General features: G+C 50.3%; 18 protein-coding genes. 4 read left to right on the forward strand and 14 right to left on the reverse strand.

What is annotated here, in order from left to right:
* Nucleotides 1-8: 8 nt before the first annotated feature.
* The 6 genes from pgpA to nrdR form a co-directional block, all read right to left on the reverse strand.
* On the reverse strand, nt 9-515 hold the full coding sequence (gene pgpA / locus BSPA111_RS11840; protein ID WP_183271342.1) for a phosphatidylglycerophosphatase A: 507 nt from the start codon (nt 513-515) through the stop codon (nt 9-11).
* Nucleotides 502-1,479, reverse strand: a complete 978-nt coding sequence (gene thiL / locus BSPA111_RS11845; RefSeq protein WP_183271343.1) for a thiamine-phosphate kinase — start codon at nt 1,477-1,479, stop codon at nt 502-504. Before thiL ends, pgpA begins: the two co-directional genes overlap by 14 nt.
* A 65-nt stretch (nt 1,480-1,544) precedes the next feature.
* Nucleotides 1,545-1,964 (reverse strand): transcription antitermination factor NusB, encoded by a 420-nt coding sequence (nusB, locus tag BSPA111_RS11850; protein WP_139878831.1) that lies wholly within the window; start codon nt 1,962-1,964, stop codon nt 1,545-1,547.
* A gap of 20 nt (nt 1,965-1,984) precedes the next feature.
* Nucleotides 1,985-2,455: a 6,7-dimethyl-8-ribityllumazine synthase gene (gene ribE, locus BSPA111_RS11855; RefSeq protein WP_183271344.1), complete on the reverse strand. Its 471-nt coding sequence runs from the start codon at nt 2,453-2,455 to the stop codon at nt 1,985-1,987.
* Between the two features lie 85 nt (nt 2,456-2,540).
* Nucleotides 2,541-3,650 (reverse strand): bifunctional diaminohydroxyphosphoribosylaminopyrimidine deaminase/5-amino-6-(5-phosphoribosylamino)uracil reductase RibD, encoded by a 1,110-nt coding sequence (ribD, locus tag BSPA111_RS11860; RefSeq protein ID WP_183271345.1) that lies wholly within the window; start codon nt 3,648-3,650, stop codon nt 2,541-2,543.
* Nucleotides 3,651-3,655: 5 nt separating this feature from the next.
* Complete coding sequence (gene nrdR, locus BSPA111_RS11865; RefSeq protein WP_064549177.1) at nt 3,656-4,105, reverse strand: transcriptional regulator NrdR; 450 nt, start codon at nt 4,103-4,105, stop codon at nt 3,656-3,658.
* A gap of 150 nt (nt 4,106-4,255) precedes the next feature.
* On the opposite strand from nrdR, the gene BSPA111_RS11870 reads away from it, so the two are divergent.
* Both BSPA111_RS11870 and BSPA111_RS11875 read left to right on the forward strand, forming a co-directional pair.
* Nucleotides 4,256-4,816, forward strand: coding sequence for a DUF3251 domain-containing protein (locus BSPA111_RS11870; protein WP_183271346.1), 561 nt, complete (start codon nt 4,256-4,258; stop codon nt 4,814-4,816).
* A gap of 382 nt (nt 4,817-5,198) precedes the next feature.
* Nucleotides 5,199-6,092 (forward strand): nucleoside-specific channel-forming protein Tsx, encoded by an 894-nt coding sequence (locus BSPA111_RS11875; RefSeq protein WP_183271347.1) that lies wholly within the window; start codon nt 5,199-5,201, stop codon nt 6,090-6,092.
* Nucleotides 6,093-6,127: 35 nt separating this feature from the next.
* Here the strand turns inward: BSPA111_RS11875 and BSPA111_RS11880 are convergent, their stop codons facing one another.
* From BSPA111_RS11880 to queA, 7 genes are all read right to left on the reverse strand, one after another.
* Nucleotides 6,128-6,844: a YafY family protein gene (locus tag BSPA111_RS11880; protein ID WP_183271348.1), complete on the reverse strand. Its 717-nt coding sequence runs from the start codon at nt 6,842-6,844 to the stop codon at nt 6,128-6,130.
* Between the two features lie 71 nt (nt 6,845-6,915).
* Complete coding sequence (locus BSPA111_RS11885; RefSeq protein WP_183271349.1) at nt 6,916-7,281, reverse strand: VOC family protein; 366 nt, start codon at nt 7,279-7,281, stop codon at nt 6,916-6,918.
* 141 nt (nt 7,282-7,422) lie between these two features.
* Nucleotides 7,423-8,394 carry a protein translocase subunit SecF gene (gene secF, locus BSPA111_RS11890; protein ID WP_183271350.1) on the reverse strand — a complete coding sequence of 324 codons (972 nt, stop codon included), beginning with the start codon at nt 8,392-8,394 and terminating at the stop codon, nt 7,423-7,425.
* A 10-nt stretch (nt 8,395-8,404) separates the two neighbouring features.
* Nucleotides 8,405-10,252 carry a protein translocase subunit SecD gene (gene secD / locus BSPA111_RS11895; RefSeq protein WP_183271351.1) on the reverse strand — a complete coding sequence of 616 codons (1,848 nt, stop codon included), beginning with the start codon at nt 10,250-10,252 and terminating at the stop codon, nt 8,405-8,407.
* Nucleotides 10,253-10,279: 27 nt separating this feature from the next.
* Nucleotides 10,280-10,612, reverse strand: coding sequence for a preprotein translocase subunit YajC (gene yajC, locus BSPA111_RS11900; RefSeq protein ID WP_034457929.1), 333 nt, complete (start codon nt 10,610-10,612; stop codon nt 10,280-10,282).
* A 21-nt stretch (nt 10,613-10,633) separates the two neighbouring features.
* On the reverse strand, nt 10,634-11,761 hold the full coding sequence (gene tgt, locus BSPA111_RS11905; protein WP_064549189.1) for a tRNA guanosine(34) transglycosylase Tgt: 1,128 nt from the start codon (nt 11,759-11,761) through the stop codon (nt 10,634-10,636).
* Between the two features lie 80 nt (nt 11,762-11,841).
* Nucleotides 11,842-12,912 (reverse strand): tRNA preQ1(34) S-adenosylmethionine ribosyltransferase-isomerase QueA, encoded by a 1,071-nt coding sequence (gene queA, locus BSPA111_RS11910; protein ID WP_183271352.1) that lies wholly within the window; start codon nt 12,910-12,912, stop codon nt 11,842-11,844.
* A 104-nt stretch (nt 12,913-13,016) separates the two neighbouring features.
* Here queA and acpH point away from each other — a divergent pair, with 104 nt between their 5' ends.
* Nucleotides 13,017-13,598 (forward strand): ACP phosphodiesterase, encoded by a 582-nt coding sequence (gene acpH / locus BSPA111_RS11915; RefSeq protein WP_183271353.1) that lies wholly within the window; start codon nt 13,017-13,019, stop codon nt 13,596-13,598.
* A 201-nt stretch (nt 13,599-13,799) separates the two neighbouring features.
* Nucleotides 13,800-14,402 carry a peroxiredoxin C gene (locus tag BSPA111_RS11920; RefSeq protein WP_064549195.1) on the forward strand — a complete coding sequence of 201 codons (603 nt, stop codon included), beginning with the start codon at nt 13,800-13,802 and terminating at the stop codon, nt 14,400-14,402.
* A 59-nt stretch (nt 14,403-14,461) separates the two neighbouring features.
* Here the strand turns inward: BSPA111_RS11920 and BSPA111_RS11925 are convergent, their stop codons facing one another.
* Complete coding sequence (locus tag BSPA111_RS11925) at nt 14,462-16,330, reverse strand: amidohydrolase (protein ID WP_183271354.1); 1,869 nt, start codon at nt 16,328-16,330, stop codon at nt 14,462-14,464.
* Nucleotides 16,331-16,337 lie beyond the last annotated feature (7 nt).

The raw sequence follows: 16,337 nt of genomic DNA on the forward strand, positions 1-16,337 counted from the left end.
GGTATTACTTAGAACAATCCAATCGGCCAGTGATGGCCTATCAGATAAATAACACCCGCAGATATAACACCTGCGACGATATCATCCACCATGATCCCCATACCGCCGTGAATGTTGCGGTCAAACCAGCGGATTGGCCACGGCTTCCATATATCGAAGATACGGAAAATCACAAAGCCCGCAGCAACCCAGCGCCAGTCATTGATTGGCAGCGCCATCAGGGTTATCCACATGCCGATAAACTCATCCCACACAATACTGCCATGGTCATGAACGCCCATATCGCGCGCGGTCTGGTGGCAGAGGTAAACCCCGATACAAATGCCAAGCATAATAACCATGGAGTAGAGTTGCCACGGCAGCAGGGTCATCAAATACCAGAATGGGATCGCTGCGAGCGACCCGGCAGTGCCCGGCATAATCGGGCTTAACCCGCTACCAAAACCGGTTGCGAGCAAATGCCAGGGATTGCTGAGCTTTAGACGGCTTTTAGCCACATCTTTAGTGCGAGGCAAAGTGGTCGTATCCTTTTAAATCCAGTGTTACCGGTTTGCCATCTTGCAAGAACTGTAGCCCTTCAGACGCAGGGCCTACCTGACCAATGCAGGTAAACGGAATGCCAAGATTGCCGATTGCCACGTCCAGCGCACCACGGTTAATTTCTGGCACGGTAAAGCACAATTCGTAATCTTCGCCACCAGAAAGCGCCCATTGCAGAGCAAGCTCAGCACTGACATTCGCTTTCACGGCGTCAGAATATGGCAGTGCGTCAAGATCCACGCGCGCGCCACATTCACTCGCTTTAAGGATATGACCCAAATCCGAAATTAGCCCGTCAGAAAGATCGATTGCGCTGCTCGCCAGATCGCGCAGCGCCTGGCCATGCAAAATCCGAGCGGTTGGGCGCAAATGGCGTTGCTTAAGATAGTCCGCTTGCACGGGATCTTTGACGGTTAAACGGTCTTGTAAGAGTGCCAAACCCGCGGCGCTATCGCCAGGCGTCCCCGTGACGTAAATCCAGTCACCAATACGTGCACCGCTGCGTTTAAGCGCGCGACCAACCGGCACCAGGCCATGAATGCCAAGCGTCATGGAAAGTGGCCCACGCGTGGTGTCGCCGCCAATCAGCTGCATATCATAATAGTCGAGTTGTTCAAACAGGCTGTCGCTGAAGGCTTCAAGCCAGCTTTCATCGACTTCAGGAAGGGTAATGGCCAGCGTCAACCAGGCCGGATCTGCGCCCATCGCAGCTAAATCGCTTAAATTCACCGCCAAAGCTTTAAAACCCAGATCGCGCGGATCAATATCCGGCAGGAAGTGGATGCCCGAAACCAGTGTATCGGTACTTATCGCAAGAGTTTGCTTCTCGGCGACCGTCAGCAATGCACAATCATCGCCAATTCCGGTTTCCACATCGCGACGGGAACTGCTTACGCGATCAAAATAACGGGCAATTAAGGAAAACTCACCGCATGCCATGCGTTATGCCTCTGAATATAAACGGATATAGGATAAAGAAAGGCCGGAATTAACCGGCCTGGAGATTACTTTTTGCGGGGACGAATTTGCGGAGCAGCTTTATCAAGTACACCATTCACGAACTTGTGACTGTCTTCGGCACCGAAGGTTTTCGCAAGATCGATGGCTTCGTTAATGGCCACTTTGTATGGCACATCATCACGTTTGGACAGTTCAAACAGTGCGATACGCAGAACCGCTTTTTCTACCTGACCTAACTCTTCGAGTTGGCGAGACAGATAAGGCTTCATCAGCCCATCCAGATACGCGCTGTTAGTAGCCACCCCGACCAACAGTTCGCGGAAGTAGTTAACGTCAACGTCTTTGACGTCCTGTTCCGCCAGGAACTGGTATTCGACATCAGCGATGTCATTTCGAGATAACTGCCAGGAGTAAAGCGCCTGAACGGCACACTCACGGGCACGGCGACGAGCAGCAGGTTTCACAGATTTCCCCTTACAAAAAATCAGGCCTTGATGGCTTTCAATACATTAATCATTTCAAGCGCGGTCAGTGCAGCTTCTGCACCTTTGTTACCGGCTTTTGTGCCAGCGCGTTCGATGGCTTGTTCAATACTTTCAGTGGTCAGCACGCCAAAGGCGACTGGAATACCACTTTCCTGAGCAACATGTGCCAGGCCATTGCTGGCACCGCCAGCAACATATTCAAAGTGAGCTGTGCCGCCACGAATAACGGTACCCAGCGCAATCACTGCGTCGTAACGTTTGGTTTTCGCCAAAGCGTCGGCCGCCAGTGGCAGCTCATAAGCACCCGGAACCCAGACCACAGTGATATTTTCATCTTTAACCTGGCCGATACGTTTCAGGGCGTCAATCGCACCGTCAAGCAGGCTGTCATTGATGAAGTTGTTAAAACGCGCGATGGTGATGGCGACGCGAGCGTCTGGAGTAGCAACGGCTGCTTCAATAATGTTCATAATCTTCCTTTACGGGTTCTGTTTAGCCCCGCAGGGGGGCGGATTTTATCATAATCTTTTGGCGTCTGCTTACGTTTTGACGGCCCTAATATCGCGGCGTCAAATGGAGGCACAAATCCGGGCCAACATGACGGACTTCGCTAAAACTAAACTCGGGCGCATCAGCTAATTTTTCAAGCCCTGGCAGGTTACAAAGGCCACGCGCATCGTTGCCCAGTAATTTTGGCGCAACGTAGACAATCAGTTCATCAACCAGGCCTGCCTGAAGTAACGCGCCGCCAAGTGTTGGGCCCGCTTCCACCCAAATAGAGTTTATCTGACGTTTGCCCAACAACATCATCATCACCACCAGATCAAGATGGCCGTTATGTTCTGGCACGATAAACTGCTCAACGCCATCCGGCCAATTTTGCTCATCTGCTTTACACCGTGCAAGCCAGGTTTCCCCTGATTGAGCAATAATTTTGTGCTGCGGCGTGACGCGATTTTCGCGGTCGAGAATAATGCGCGTGGGTTGGCGTAAATTTTCTTCGGCGTACGCTAACTGAGTCGCGCTATCTAATTCATTCCAACGCACGGTTAAAGAAGGATTGTCTGCCAGAACCGTGGCACTGCTGCTTAATATTGCTGAACTTTGCGCGCGCAGGCGCTGCACATCACGGCGTGATTCAGGCGAAGTAATCCACTGGCTTTCGCCGCTCGCCATGGCGGTACGCCCGTCAAGCGAAGCCCCCAGTTTAAGTTGGATAAACGGGAAGCCGGTACGCATACGTTTCAGAAAACCGCGGTTTATCGCCTCAGCATCGTTCATCATCAAACCGTGGCTGACTTCGATACCTGCCTGTTGCAGCGCATATAATCCTCGGCCAGCAACTTGCGGATTCGGATCCTGCATCGCGGTAACAACACGCGAAACGCCAGCGGCAATTAACGCTTCACAGCATGGCGGCGTGCGCCCGTGGTGGCTACAGGGTTCTAACGTGACATACGCCGTGGCACCGCGTGCTTTTTCGCCCGCCATGCGTAAAGCATGTACTTCTGCATGAGGTTCACCCGCGCGAAAATGAAAACCCTCACCAACAATTTCACCGTCTTTGACGATGACACAGCCCACATTCGGGTTAGGCGTCGTGGTAAAACGGCCACGACGCGCCAATTGCATCGCGCGAGCCATAAATTTTTCATCAAGCGACATCAGCATTAATCCTGTAAGCGGGCAATTTCTTCGCCAAATTCGCGGATATCTTCAAAGCTGCGATAAACCGATGCAAAGCGGATGTACGCCACTTTATCCAGTTTCTTAAGCTGCTCCATCACCAGATTACCAATCATTTTGCTTGGCACTTCGCGTTCGCCGGTTCCACGCAACTGGGATTTAATGTGGTTTACTGCCATTTCCACGTCGTCCGAACTCACCGGGCGTTTCTCCAGCGCTTTTAGAATACCGCTACGCAGCTTGTCTTCGTTAAACGGCTCGCGAACATCATTGCTTTTTACAACACGCGGCATCACCAACTCTGCCACTTCAAATGTCGTGAAGCGTTCATTGCAAACCAGGCACTGACGGCGACGGCGCACGGAAGACCCTTCGCCGACAAGCCGGGAATCAATCACTTTGGTGTCTACTGCGAAACAGAATGGGCAATGCATGGCGCGTCCTGAAGGATTAGTCAAATGAACAATAGTTTACCGCGAAGTGGCTGGAGTACAAAGGCATGCAACGTCATCCCTGGAAATATGACTTTTTGTTGCTGACCAGCTACGCTTAAATCAGGAAGAAACTTTAAGGAAAAATTAGTGATGACAAAGAGTTACCTAAGAATTATCCTGGTTACCAGTCTGGTCAGTCTTAGCGCGTGTGCCCAACAAACTGAAGTGCGCCAGATGAAGAACGAAGTGGGTTCTTTAAATAAAGAAATGACACAACTCACTGACCAAACTGTCAAGCTGACTCAGCAAAATGCGCTGAATGCCAAATCAACAACCGGTGTGTATTTGTTACCCGGCTCGAAAACTCCGGCGCGTCTGAACAGCCAGTTAGGTAATTTGCAAATGTCCCTGAGCGGCGTTACCGCGCAAGACAACGGCAGCCGGGCGATGCTGATTATTAAGGGTGAATCTAACGATCCGCTTCCCGCATTTACGGGCAAAGTGGAATGGGGGCAAATTCAGGGCACCACCGATAACTATCAGGAAGTGAATGTTCAGTCGCAGCAATTCAATGCACCCGCGAGTGTTCTTGCACCGAGTGATGTCAGCATTCCCTTAGTGCTTTCTGGTTTTTCACCTGAACAGTTGGGTTTTGTGCGCATTCACGACATCCAGCCGATTGATTCTTCCCAGGCGTTACCCGCCCAATAACAGGCAATCCCCTGCGCTGCGGGGGTTAACCCTCAGTAACATTTACATTTTTATGTTACATCTCCCCGAGTGACATTCGATAAACCCCCATTAAGACATCACAAAAGTGAGTGAACTGAGTCACATAAATTTGTAACTTCAGGTCATCCATTTGCTTAAATTCACGAACCAGGTAAAATCTCGCCCGTTTTGAATGTGCGCAAACGTGAACGCAATCGATTACGCATGTGGCGATAATGTGAAATGAAACATATTTTTGTGAGCAGGGATTTCTATAATAGGCGCGTCAATAAGAAACCAGCTGAATGGTTAATGACCAAGGGTGATCACTCGCCTCCTGCCCTCACGGGAATCATGTATAAAAAACAGTGGCATAAATATTATGAAAAAAATTATTTTGGCGGCTAGTACCGCTCTGGCGCTTTCAAGCTCTTTCACGGCTCACGCCGAAGATACAAAAAACGACGAATATCTCTCTGATTGGTGGCATCAAAGCGTCAACGTTGTGGGGAGTTACCACACCCGCTTTGGTCCACAGATCACTAACGACGTTTACATGGAATATGAAGCGTTTGCCAAAAAAGATTGGTTAGACTTTTATGGCTATATCGATATCCCAAAAACCTTCGGCTGGGGTAACGGCAATGACAAGGGTGTCTGGGACGACGGTTCACGTATGTTCATGGAGATCGAACCACGTTTCTCTATTGATAAGCTGACCGGCACCAGCCTGGCATTTGGCCCATTCAAAGAGTGGTACGTTGCCAACAACTATATTTATGATATGGGTGCGCACGGCAACGAAGCCAGCAAACAAAGCACCTGGTACATGGGTCTGGGAACCGACATCGAAACCGGTCTGCCGATGAGCTTATCCCTGAACGTGTATGCAAAATACCAGTGGCAGAACTATGGCGCATCCAACGAAAACGAATGGGATGGCTACCGTTTCAAAGTTAAATACTTTGTGCCAATTACCAGCCTGTGGGGCGGTAACCTGAGCTACATCGGTTTCACCAACTTCGACTGGGGTTCAGATCTGGGCGATGACAATTTCATCGACAATAACGGCAAGCATGCTCGTACCAGCAACTCTATCGCTTCCAGCCATATCCTTGCTCTGAATTACGATCACTGGCACTACTCAGTTGTCGCGCGTTACTGGCACAACGGTGGGCAATGGGCGGATAATGCCAGCCTGAACTTCGGTGAGGGTGATTTCAACGTACGTTCTACCGGTTGGGGTGGTTACTTAGTCGTTGGCTACAACTTCTGATAACCGTCTGAAGATTTAAAAAAACCGATCCGCACTTAGCCGATCGGTTTTTTTGTCTCTGGCAAACACCCTTCGCTTTGCTGCAACTGGATAAAATGAGCCAAAGAACGATCTGGCCGTTCAGAAAAATATTGCCCTGTAGGATCGACTGACAAACAGCGATCCAGCCGAAAACTGCGGTAATCCTCACGCATTTCACACCAGGCTACCAACAACCATACTTCCCCCCAAAATGTCAGCCCAAGCGGATGAACATTCCTGCTCGATGCGTTCCCCTTCTCATCTGCATAGCGGATATGAAGCACTTGCAGCTCCCCGATTGCACGATGAAAAACGTCAAACCAGGTTTTAACCTGCGGGTATTTATTAAAATCGGGAGAGATAATACGGCAGCGCTCTGCCACAACTCGTCGCTGTGGTGTCAGTACGCCAAGCAGTTTTTCCTCGGCTGTGCCCGCCGCCTGTGCAAGTGTTTCGCCACTCCACGTTTGCACTAAACGTATCGCCGCAACCAGCGCTTCCACTTCTGTGGGGGTAAACATCAAAGGGGGTAAATCATAGCCCGCAAGCAGGCGATAACCGCATCCCGTTTCCCCCTCAATGGGAACGCCAGAAAGGGATAAATCACGAATATCACGGTAGATCGTACGCTCAGAGACTTCGAGGCGAGAGGCAAGCAGCGCCGCCGTCGACAGCCGACGCCCACGCAGAATTTGTACTATTTGAAAAAGACGATCCGCTCTTCGGCTCATAGGCTTCATCTGTGAAGATGTCATGCCTGCCAGCATAACCGGCAGGCGTTTGTTGTTCAGTATATCCGTACTCAGGCCGGTTGATGTAACCCGACTCGATTCCCTTCAGTGTCGACAATAAGAGCAATCGTGCCAATATTATCTGGCAAAACCTGCGGACCAAAGACGCATTCCCCGCCAGCTTTAGAAACTCGTGTAAGCATCGCCGTTAAGTCAGGGGCATGGAGATAAACCACGGTTCCCTGCGCTGAAGGCTTAAACGCATCGGCTTTCAGTAGTGCGCCGCCTGGATGCGGGTCCTCATACGGGAAGACCGCCATTTCCATTCCAGACATCGACTCACGTTTAAATTCAGCAGCAAATACAGCTTCATAAAATGCCGTTGCACGTTCCAGATCCGCGACCGGGATTTCAAACCAATTGATGATAGTGCTCATGTTTAACTCCTCAATGGTGATGTTCAACATTGAGTCTAACTAACCCCTACTGACAGCATACTGTCAGTAGACTTTTGCTCAGACGAAAAAAAACCGCAGCACCATGGCTGCGGTTTTTATTATCAGTGAACAACCTGATGATTAAGGCAGAATCGACGGCTGATCCGCACCTTCTTTTTCCACTTTCTGCTGCAGCATGTGCTCGCGCTTCATGCCCAGTTTCAACGCCAGCGCGGACGCGACGTAAATGGAAGAAACAGTACCGATTGAAACACCGATAAGCATCGTCAGTGAGAAGCCTTTCAGCATTGCCCCACCGAAGAGATACAGCATCAGAATTACAACCAATGTGGTACCAGAGGTGATCAACGTACGATGCAAAGTCTGCGTCAAAGAAACGTTGAAGATCTCATAAGGTGTACCGCGACGAATCTTACGGAAGTTCTCACGAATACGGTCTGAAACCACGATACTGTCGTTCAGTGAGTAACCGATAACCGACATCAACGACGCGACGATGGTTAGGTCAATCTCAATGTGGAATAACGACAACACGCCGAGGGTAATGACCACGTCGTGCATCAACGCAATAACCACACCAGCAGCCAGACGCCATTCAAAGCGGAAACCAACGTATACCAGAATGGAAATCAGTGCAGCTAACAGCGCTAAAGCACCATTTTGAGCCAGGTCCGCACCAACGCTTGGACCAACGAACTCAATACGTTTTACACCGGCATTCTGGCTGGTCGCTTCGTTAATCACGTTCACCACTTTGCTGCCCAGCACCTGACCACCGGTTTCCCCGTGAGCAGGTGGCATGCGCACCATGATGTCGCGACTACTACCAAAGTTCTGAACCAACGGATCCTGGAATCCCGCTTTCTCCAGCGCGCCACGCAGCATGTCCAAATCGGCTGGTTTTTCCAGCGAGATTTCGATGACCGTACCGCCGGTGAAATCCAGACCCCAGTTAAAACCTTTCACACCGATAATGACGATAGAAAGAATTAGCAGGAATCCGGAGATGCCGAAAGCCCAGAAATCCCAGCGCATAAAGTCATGGACTTTACGGCCGTAGTTTAATTGTTCAACAGTATATTCCTGTGCCACAACGCACTCCTCAGATAGACAGCTTGTTGATGCGTTTGCCGCCGTACAACAGGTTTACGATGGCACGGGTACCGACGATTGCGGTAAACATGGACGTCGCCACACCAATACCGGTCGTGATCGCAAAGCCTTTGATTGCCCCGGTGCCTACGGCATACAGGATGATGACCTTGATAAGCGTCGTGATGTTAGCATCGAAAATAGAGCTGAACGCGCCCTGATAGCCTTCGTGGATAGCCTGCTGTACCGAACGTCCGTTACTAAGTTCTTCCTTAATACGTTCGTTTATCAGTACGTTAGCATCGACGGCTACGGCAAGGGTTAACACGATCCCCGCAATCCCCGGCATGGTCAACGTTGCCCCTGGCAGCAGAGACATAATCCCCACGATCATGACAAGGTTTACCAACAATGCAGTTGTCGCAATCAGGCCAAACTTCTTATAGAAGAACAGCATAAAGATGATTGAAACCGCCAGACCTGCCAGACATGCTTCCAGACCTTGCTTGATGTTTTCCATACCCAGGGTTGGACCGATGGTACGTTCTTCAACAATCTGGATTGGTGCGATCAATGCGCCTGCACGAAGCAGCAGAGAAAGCTGACGTGCTTCAGTCGGGTTGCTAATTCCTGTGATACGGAAGCTGTTACCCAAGCGCGACTGAATATTCGCCACGTTGATAACTTCTTCTTGTTTCATCAGTACTGCACGGCCCGTAGCATCTTTCTTACCGCTGTCTTTGTACTCCACAAACAGGGTTGCCATCGGTTTACCGATGTTATCCTTGGTGAAGTTAGACATGATGTTACCACCGGCATTATCCAGTGAAATATTCACCTGAGCCTGGTTGTATTCATCGGTACTGGAAGTGGAGTCAGTGATATGGTCACCGGTCAGAATCACACGTTTGTACAGGACAACCGGTTGACCTTCACGGGTCTGTTTCACTTCGGAGTCACCTGGCACACGGCCAGACGTTGCCGCAGACTGATCAACGTTAGTGTTAACCAGACGGAACTCAAGTGTTGCTGTCGCGCCGAGAATCTCTTTCGCACGCGCAGTATCCTGAATACCAGGCAATTCAACCACGATACGGTCAGCGCCCTGACGTTGTACCAGAGGTTCAGCTACACCCAGTTGGTTTACACGGTTACGCAGGATATTAATGTTCTGCTGAACAGCATATTCACGCGCTTCGCTCAGACGAGCGTCCGTCATTACAGCACGCAATGCGTTGCTGCCCTGAGCGGAAATCACCAGATCACGATGGCGTGGAGATAAATAAGATAGAGCGTCATCACGCGTTTTACTATCACGGAAGATAACGTCAGCACCATAGTTATCGGCTTTACGCACGTTGGTGTAAACGATGCTCTTTTCACGCAAGTCAGTGCGCAGGTTATCTATGGTTTGTTCCTGCAACTTGCTCAGAGCGGTATCCATGTCAACTTCCATCAGGAAGTGCACGCCACCACGCAGATCAAGACCGAGTTTCATCGGTTCTGCGGAGATAGCGGATAACCAGCGAGGAGTGGCCGGAGCAAGGTTAAGTGCAACGACGTACTTGTCGCCTAATACGCTCATCAGGACTTCACGAGCGCGCAGCTGCGTATCAGTGGTGTCAAAGCGTGCAAGAATTGCACCCTCTTCCAGGGCCACAGATTTTGCGGTGATTTTTTCTGCGTTTAAGGTGTTCTGGACCTGGATCAGCGTTTGCTCACTGGCGGCGACGCCGCGCGCGCCAGTGATCTGAACTGCCGGATCCTCACCATATAGGTTGGGAAGTGCGTATAGCAGACCGACGATAAACACGACGATCAGCATGATGTACTTCCACAAAGGATAGCGGTTTAGCACGGTAGTTCCCTTAGGGAAAAACGAATATTACAGCGCCTTCATAGTGCCTTTCGGCAGAACGGCAGCTACGAAATCACGCTTGATAACCACTTCAGTGGTATCGTTTAACGCGATTGAGATATAGCCAGTTTCAGCTACTTTCACTACGCGGCCAACCAGACCACCCGTCGTCAGCACTTCATCCCCTTTAGAGATGGAGTCCATCAGCTTTTTATGCTCTTTGGTGCGTTTTTGCTGTGGGCGCAGGATCATGAAATAGAAGATCAGACCAAATACCACCAGCATAAGAATCAAAGAGTACGGGCTACCTTGCGCCGGAGCACCTGTTGCAGCTACCGCATCAGAAATGATAAAGCTCATTAAAAATCCCTCATTATTAAATTAATCAACATTCAAAGGTGGAACTGGTTTGCCGGTTCGCTCGTAAAAATCACTCACGAAGTGCTCTAATTTACCCTCTTCAATGGCCTTACGTAAACCAGCCATTAAACGCTGGTAATAGCGTAGGTTATGAATAGTGTTGAGTCGTGCGCCGAGTATTTCGTTGCAACGATCAAGATGATGCAAGTAGGCACGTGAATAATTGCGACACGTATAGCAATCACACTCAGAATCCAGCGGCGAAGTGTCATCTTTATGCTTCGCATTACGGATTTTCACCACACCATCGGTGACAAAGAGGTGACCATTACGTGCATTACGGGTAGGCATCACGCAGTCGAACATATCTATACCACGACGAACACCTTCAACCAGGTCTTCCGGTTTCCCCACGCCCATCAGGTAACGAGGCTTATCTGCAGGGATTTGCGGGCACACATGCTCCAGAATACGGTGCATGTCTTCCTTCGGCTCGCCTACAGCCAGGCCGCCGACAGCGTAGCCATCAAAACCTATCTCTACCAGACCTTTTACCGAGATATCTCGTAAATCTTCGTAAACACTTCCCTGAATAATACCGAACAGCGCATTTTTATTCTCAAGGGAATCAAAGCGATCGCGGCTACGTTGTGCCCAACGCAGAGACATTTCCATAGAACGCTTAGCGTAATCCCAGTCAGCAGGATATGGCGTACATTCATCGAAAATCATCACGATGTCAGAACCGAGATCGTATTGAATTTCCATGGATTTTTCTGGATCGAGGAAAATCGCGTCGCCGTTAATTGGGTTACGGAAATGCACGCCCGCTTCGGTGATTTTACGAATGTCGCCCAAGCTGAATACCTGGAATCCGCCGGAGTCAGTCAGGATGGGACCTTTCCACTGCATGAAATCATGTAAGTCGCCGTGCAACTTCATGATTTCCTGGCCAGGACGCAGCCACAAGTGGAAAGTGTTGCCCAGAATAATCTGCGCGCCAGTGGCTTCAACTTCTTCCGGCGTCATCCCTTTTACGGTGCCGTAAGTGCCAACAGGCATGAAAGCAGGCGTTTCTACTACGCCACGGTCAAACACCAGGCGGCCACGGCGAGCGCGTCCGTCAGTCGTATCTAATTCAAATTTCACATTTCCTCCAGCATCAGAGAAACAGTCTGATGGTTAAGACAAAACGTCGTCGGAAAGACCAGCGACGTCGAATTGAGTATTTAGGCGCCTGGGCGCTCATTTATCGCCTGCGGATTGTACGTGATGTACATGGCATCCCCGTAACTAAAAAATCGATATTCGGAGTTAACAGCTTCTTTATAAGCATTCATGGTGTTTTTATAACCAGCGAACGCAGAAACCAGCATGATCAGAGTCGATTCCGGCAGGTGGAAGTTGGTCACCAGCGCATCAATCACTTTGTATTGATAACCTGGATAGATAAAGATTTGCGTATCACCAAAGAACGGTTCAATCAGGTCATTTTGTGCAGCCTGAGCCGCACTTTCCAGCGAACGAACGGATGTGGTACCTACAGCGATAACGCGATTTCCACGCGCTTTGCAGGCCAGCACCGCGTCAACCACGTCCTGCGGAACTTCCGCATACTCGGAGTGCATGATGTGGTCTTCAATGCTGTCTACGCGCACTGGCTGGAATGTCCCCGCCCCCACGTGCAACGTGACAAACGCCTGTTCAATCCCTTTCTTGCGCAGCGCTTCAAGCAACGGTTCATCAAAGTGCAGACCCGCAGTTGGGGCCGCAACAGCGCCGGGCTTCTGGCTATAAACGGTTTGATACAGCTCGCGGTCTGACTCTTCGTCAGGGCGGTCGATGTACGGCGGCAGCGGCATATGGCCGATGCTGTTGAGAATATCGAGTACGCTGCGCTCGTCTTCAAACTGCACTTCAAACAACGCATCGTGGCGCGCAACCATTGTGGCATGTACGCTTTCATCATCGCCCAATAGCAATTCTGCACCTGGTTTCGGTGCTTTAGAGGCGCGAATATGCGCGAGAATGCGTTTGTCATCGAGCATACGCTCAACCAGGACTTCAATCTTACCGCCGCTGGCTTTACGGCCAAACAGGCGCGCTGGAATGACGCGGGTATTGTTAAAGACCAGCAAATCTCCAGGGTTGAGCTTATCGAGCAGATCGGTGAAAGTGCCATGCGTTAAATTACCCGTCGGCCCTTCCAGTGACAGCAAACGGCACCCACTGCGCTGTGCTTGTGGATAGTGGGCGATCAAGGATTCAGGTAATTCAAAGGAAAAATCAGCAACACGCATGGTAAAGAACTCAAGACTTAAAAAGTGGCGCTACAGTCTAGTGCCGGGGGACACTCCCTGCAAGGAATAAGCCTCCCCATACGCCATTTACGAATAAGGTTACTATGAATTTTCTCGCCCATTTACATCTTGCAAGCCTTGCTGATAGCTCACTTCTGGGAAATTTGCTCGCCGATTTTGTCCGTGGCAACCCGAATGAAAGTTATCCAGGCGACGTCGTGGCGGGTATCCATATGCACCGTCGCGTGGATGTGCTGACCGATGGTTTGCCGGAAGTTGCGATAGCACGGCAATGGTTTCGCCCGGAAACACGCCGTGTCGCCCCTATAACGCTGGATGTCATGTGGGACCATTTTGTCTCACGTCACTGGCACACACTCAGCCCAAACATGCCACTGCCTGAGTTTGTTGCGCACGCACGAGCCAATATCGAACCCTTCTTAATTGATACGCCAGAACGCTTCATCAATCTTAATCAATACCTGTGGAATGAGCGCTGGCTTGAACGTTATAGCGACATGGCGTTTATTGCTAATGTTCTCAATGGTATGGCGAGCCGTAGACCAAAACTCGATGCTTTGCGAGCTTCCTGGCAAGATCTTGATACCCATTACGACGCGCTTGAAGAGTTGTTCTGGCAGTTCTACCCACGCATGATGGTGTTGGCAGAACAAAAAAGTTTGTAACCGATCCCACACTGGTTATTAACTTCTTGCCCTTTTGTAAAAAAGGGCTATTTTGGATCTCCGCTGTACAAATATCGATTTTTTGATAGGTGATTCCTATCTGATTAATCGGCACAGTATGCTTGAGTTAGTGGGATTGCAGCCCCTATACTCCCCCCCGTTGCGTTAACACTCACTTTAACAAAATTAACAGGAGTACATATGGTCCTGGTTACTCGTCCAGCCCCTGACTTTACTGCTGCAGCCGTACTCGGCAGTGGCGAAATCGTTGAAAACTTCAACTTCAAAGCACACACCAATGGTAAAACCACCGTTGTGTTCTTCTGGCCAATGGACTTCACTTTCGTCTGCCCGTCTGAACTGATTGCGTTCGACAAGCGTTACGAAGAATTCCAGAAACGTGGCGTAGAAGTCGTTGGTGTATCTTTTGACTCCGAGTTCGTTCACAACGCATGGCGTAAAACCCCTGTAGATAAAGGCGGCATCGGTGAAGTGAAATACGCGATGGTTGCTGACATTAAGCGTGAAATTCAGAAAGCTTATGGCATCGAACATCCAGACGCAGGCGTTGCTCTGCGCGGTTCTTTCCTGATCGACAAAGCCGGTATCGTGCGTCACCAGGTTGTTAACGACCTGCCGCTGGGCCGTAACGTTGATGAAATGCTGCGTATGGTTGATGCGCTGCAATTCCACGAAGAGCACGGCGAAGTGTGCCCAGCTCAGTGGGAAAAAGGGAAAGAAGGCATGAACGCGTCTCCAGACGGCGTTGCTAAGTACCTGAGCGAAAACGTTTCTAGCCTGTAATTGCTAAACGTTTTTGAAAAAAGGCCGCGCAAGCGGCCTTTTCTGTTTTTGTCATCAGGCTAAAACGCAAAGCAAGAACACCCCATCACACCCCAAAATGCCCCTTCATCAGAAACTGGAATGGCCGAAGTACGCGCCACGTCATGCTGATGTCCATGCACGCGACAACTCCCGCAACACTGATGAACCTGTGCAAGCATGCCCACTTTTGCGGCGACTGGTGGGTCGGCTCGATAATGTCCAGGTACATTAACAACAGGTGACCATTCAGGAAGTACAGGAATCGGTGGTGGAGCCAGTGGCGTAAACGTGCCAGCTGCGTAAACCACTTTGCCATCAACCATCGTCAACACCGACTCAATCCCTTTTATTTCCTCTTCCACCACGTTGAAGAAGTCTTTTGAAAGCACGACCAAATCAGCCAGTTGCCCGTTTTTAATGCGTCCCTTTTTACCCCGTTCACTGGAAAACCACGCGCTACCCGCAGTCCACAGCTCCAGCGCAACATCACGCGAAAGTCGATTATTGTCGTCATACATTTGCATACCGCCTACGGTACGCCCGGACACCAGCCAGTAAAGCGCCGTCCACGGATTGTAGCTTGCGACACGCGTCGCATCCGTCCCCAAACCAACAGGTAATTCTGCAGCGAGCATTTTCGCAATTGGTGGTGTCTGTTTAACGGCTTCAGTTCCATAACGAGCCGCGTAATATTCCCCCTGGAAAGCCATGCGATGCTGCACCGCAATCCCGCCCCCCAACGCTTTAACACGCTCAATGTTTTTTTCACTGATAGTTTCTGCATGGTCAAAAAACCAGTGCAAACCATTAAACGGAATTTCACGATCCACTTTTTCGAATACATCCAACATCCGGCTGATGGATTCGTTATAAGTGGCATGCAGACGAAACGGCCAGCGATGCTCCACCAAATGGTGCACTACGCGCTCCAGTTCTTGCTCCATGCCGTCCGGCAAATCCGGTCGTGGTTGCAAAAAATCTTCAAAATCTGCGGCTGAGAACACCAGCATTTCACCCGCGCCATTCGCTCGGTAGAAATCCGTCCCTTGCCCCGGTTTCAGCATATCGGTCCACTTTTCAAAGTCTTCCAACTCATGCTGTGGGCGTTGGGTAAATAAGTTATAGGCGATACGTACCGTCATCTGTTTCTGGGTATGTAGCTGGTCGATTATCTGATAATCCTCCGGGTAATTCTGGAATCCACCACCAGCATCAATGGCGCTGGTGATACCCAAACGATTAAGCTCGCGCATAAACTGGCGTGTCGAGTTGACCTGCATTTCCAGCGGTAGTTTCGGCCCTTTCGCCAGTGTCGAATACAGAATCATCGCATTCGGCTTCGCGATAAGCATGCCGGTTGGATTACCGTTCCGGTCACGAACTATTTCGCCACCCGGTGGATTGGGTGTCTCTTTGGTGTAGCCCACCGCTTTGAGTGCGGCCTGGTTTAACAACGCTCGATCATAAAGATGCAGCACAAAAACGGGGGTTTCCGGTGCAGCTTCATTGAGTTCTTCAAGCGTTGGCATGCGCCGTTCGGCAAACTGGAACTCTGTCCAGCCTCCCACAACGCGTACCCATTGCGGTGACGGCGTGCGTATTGCCTGCTCTTTTAGCATACGTAGTGCGTCAGCAAGCGATGGCACGCCTTCCCAACGCAATTCCAGGTTGTAATTCAACCCGCCGCGAATCAGGTGCAAATGCGAGTCGTTAAGGCCCGGGATCACCGTATGGCCCTTGAGATCGATCCGTTGCGTTTCATCGCTCGCAAAGGTCATCACCCACGGTTCCTGGCCCACGGCAATAATCTTGCCGTCTTTGATAGCCACCGCCTCAGCGAGCGGTATTTCGCGGTCGAGTGTATGAAACTGACCGTTGGTGAGAATTAATGAAGCAGATTGCGACATAACCCAT

This window comes from Buttiauxella sp. A111, assembly GCF_014189855.1.
GTDB classification, from domain to species: Bacteria; Pseudomonadota; Gammaproteobacteria; order Enterobacterales; family Enterobacteriaceae; genus Buttiauxella; species Buttiauxella selenatireducens.

Excerpts from the sequence above, each read along its gene's own strand:
- BSPA111_RS11875 (WP_183271347.1), top strand. The coding sequence starts at position 5,199 with ATGAAAAAAATTATTTTGGCGGCTAGTACCGCTCTGGCGCTTTCAAGC.
- acpH (WP_183271353.1), top strand. The coding sequence starts at position 13,017 with ATGAATTTTCTCGCCCATTTACATCTTGCAAGCCTTGCTGATAGCTCA.
- BSPA111_RS11925 (WP_183271354.1), bottom strand. The coding sequence starts at position 16,330 with ATGTCGCAATCTGCTTCATTAATTCTCACCAACGGTCAGTTTCATACA.
- queA (WP_183271352.1), bottom strand. The coding sequence starts at position 12,912 with ATGCGTGTTGCTGATTTTTCCTTTGAATTACCTGAATCCTTGATCGCC.
- ribE (WP_183271344.1), bottom strand. The coding sequence starts at position 2,455 with ATGAACATTATTGAAGCAGCCGTTGCTACTCCAGACGCTCGCGTCGCC.
- BSPA111_RS11870 (WP_183271346.1), top strand. The coding sequence starts at position 4,256 with ATGACAAAGAGTTACCTAAGAATTATCCTGGTTACCAGTCTGGTCAGT.
- BSPA111_RS11920 (WP_064549195.1), top strand. The coding sequence starts at position 13,800 with ATGGTCCTGGTTACTCGTCCAGCCCCTGACTTTACTGCTGCAGCCGTA.
- thiL (WP_183271343.1), bottom strand. The coding sequence starts at position 1,479 with ATGGCATGCGGTGAGTTTTCCTTAATTGCCCGTTATTTTGATCGCGTA.
- ribD (WP_183271345.1), bottom strand. The coding sequence starts at position 3,650 with ATGTCGCTTGATGAAAAATTTATGGCTCGCGCGATGCAATTGGCGCGT.
- yajC (WP_034457929.1), bottom strand. The coding sequence starts at position 10,612 with ATGAGCTTTATCATTTCTGATGCGGTAGCTGCAACAGGTGCTCCGGCG.
- BSPA111_RS11885 (WP_183271349.1), bottom strand. The coding sequence starts at position 7,281 with ATGAGCACTATCATCAATTGGTTTGAAATCCCGGTCGCGGATCTGGAA.
- nrdR (WP_064549177.1), bottom strand. The coding sequence starts at position 4,105 with ATGCATTGCCCATTCTGTTTCGCAGTAGACACCAAAGTGATTGATTCC.
- BSPA111_RS11880 (WP_183271348.1), bottom strand. The coding sequence starts at position 6,844 with ATGAGCCGAAGAGCGGATCGTCTTTTTCAAATAGTACAAATTCTGCGT.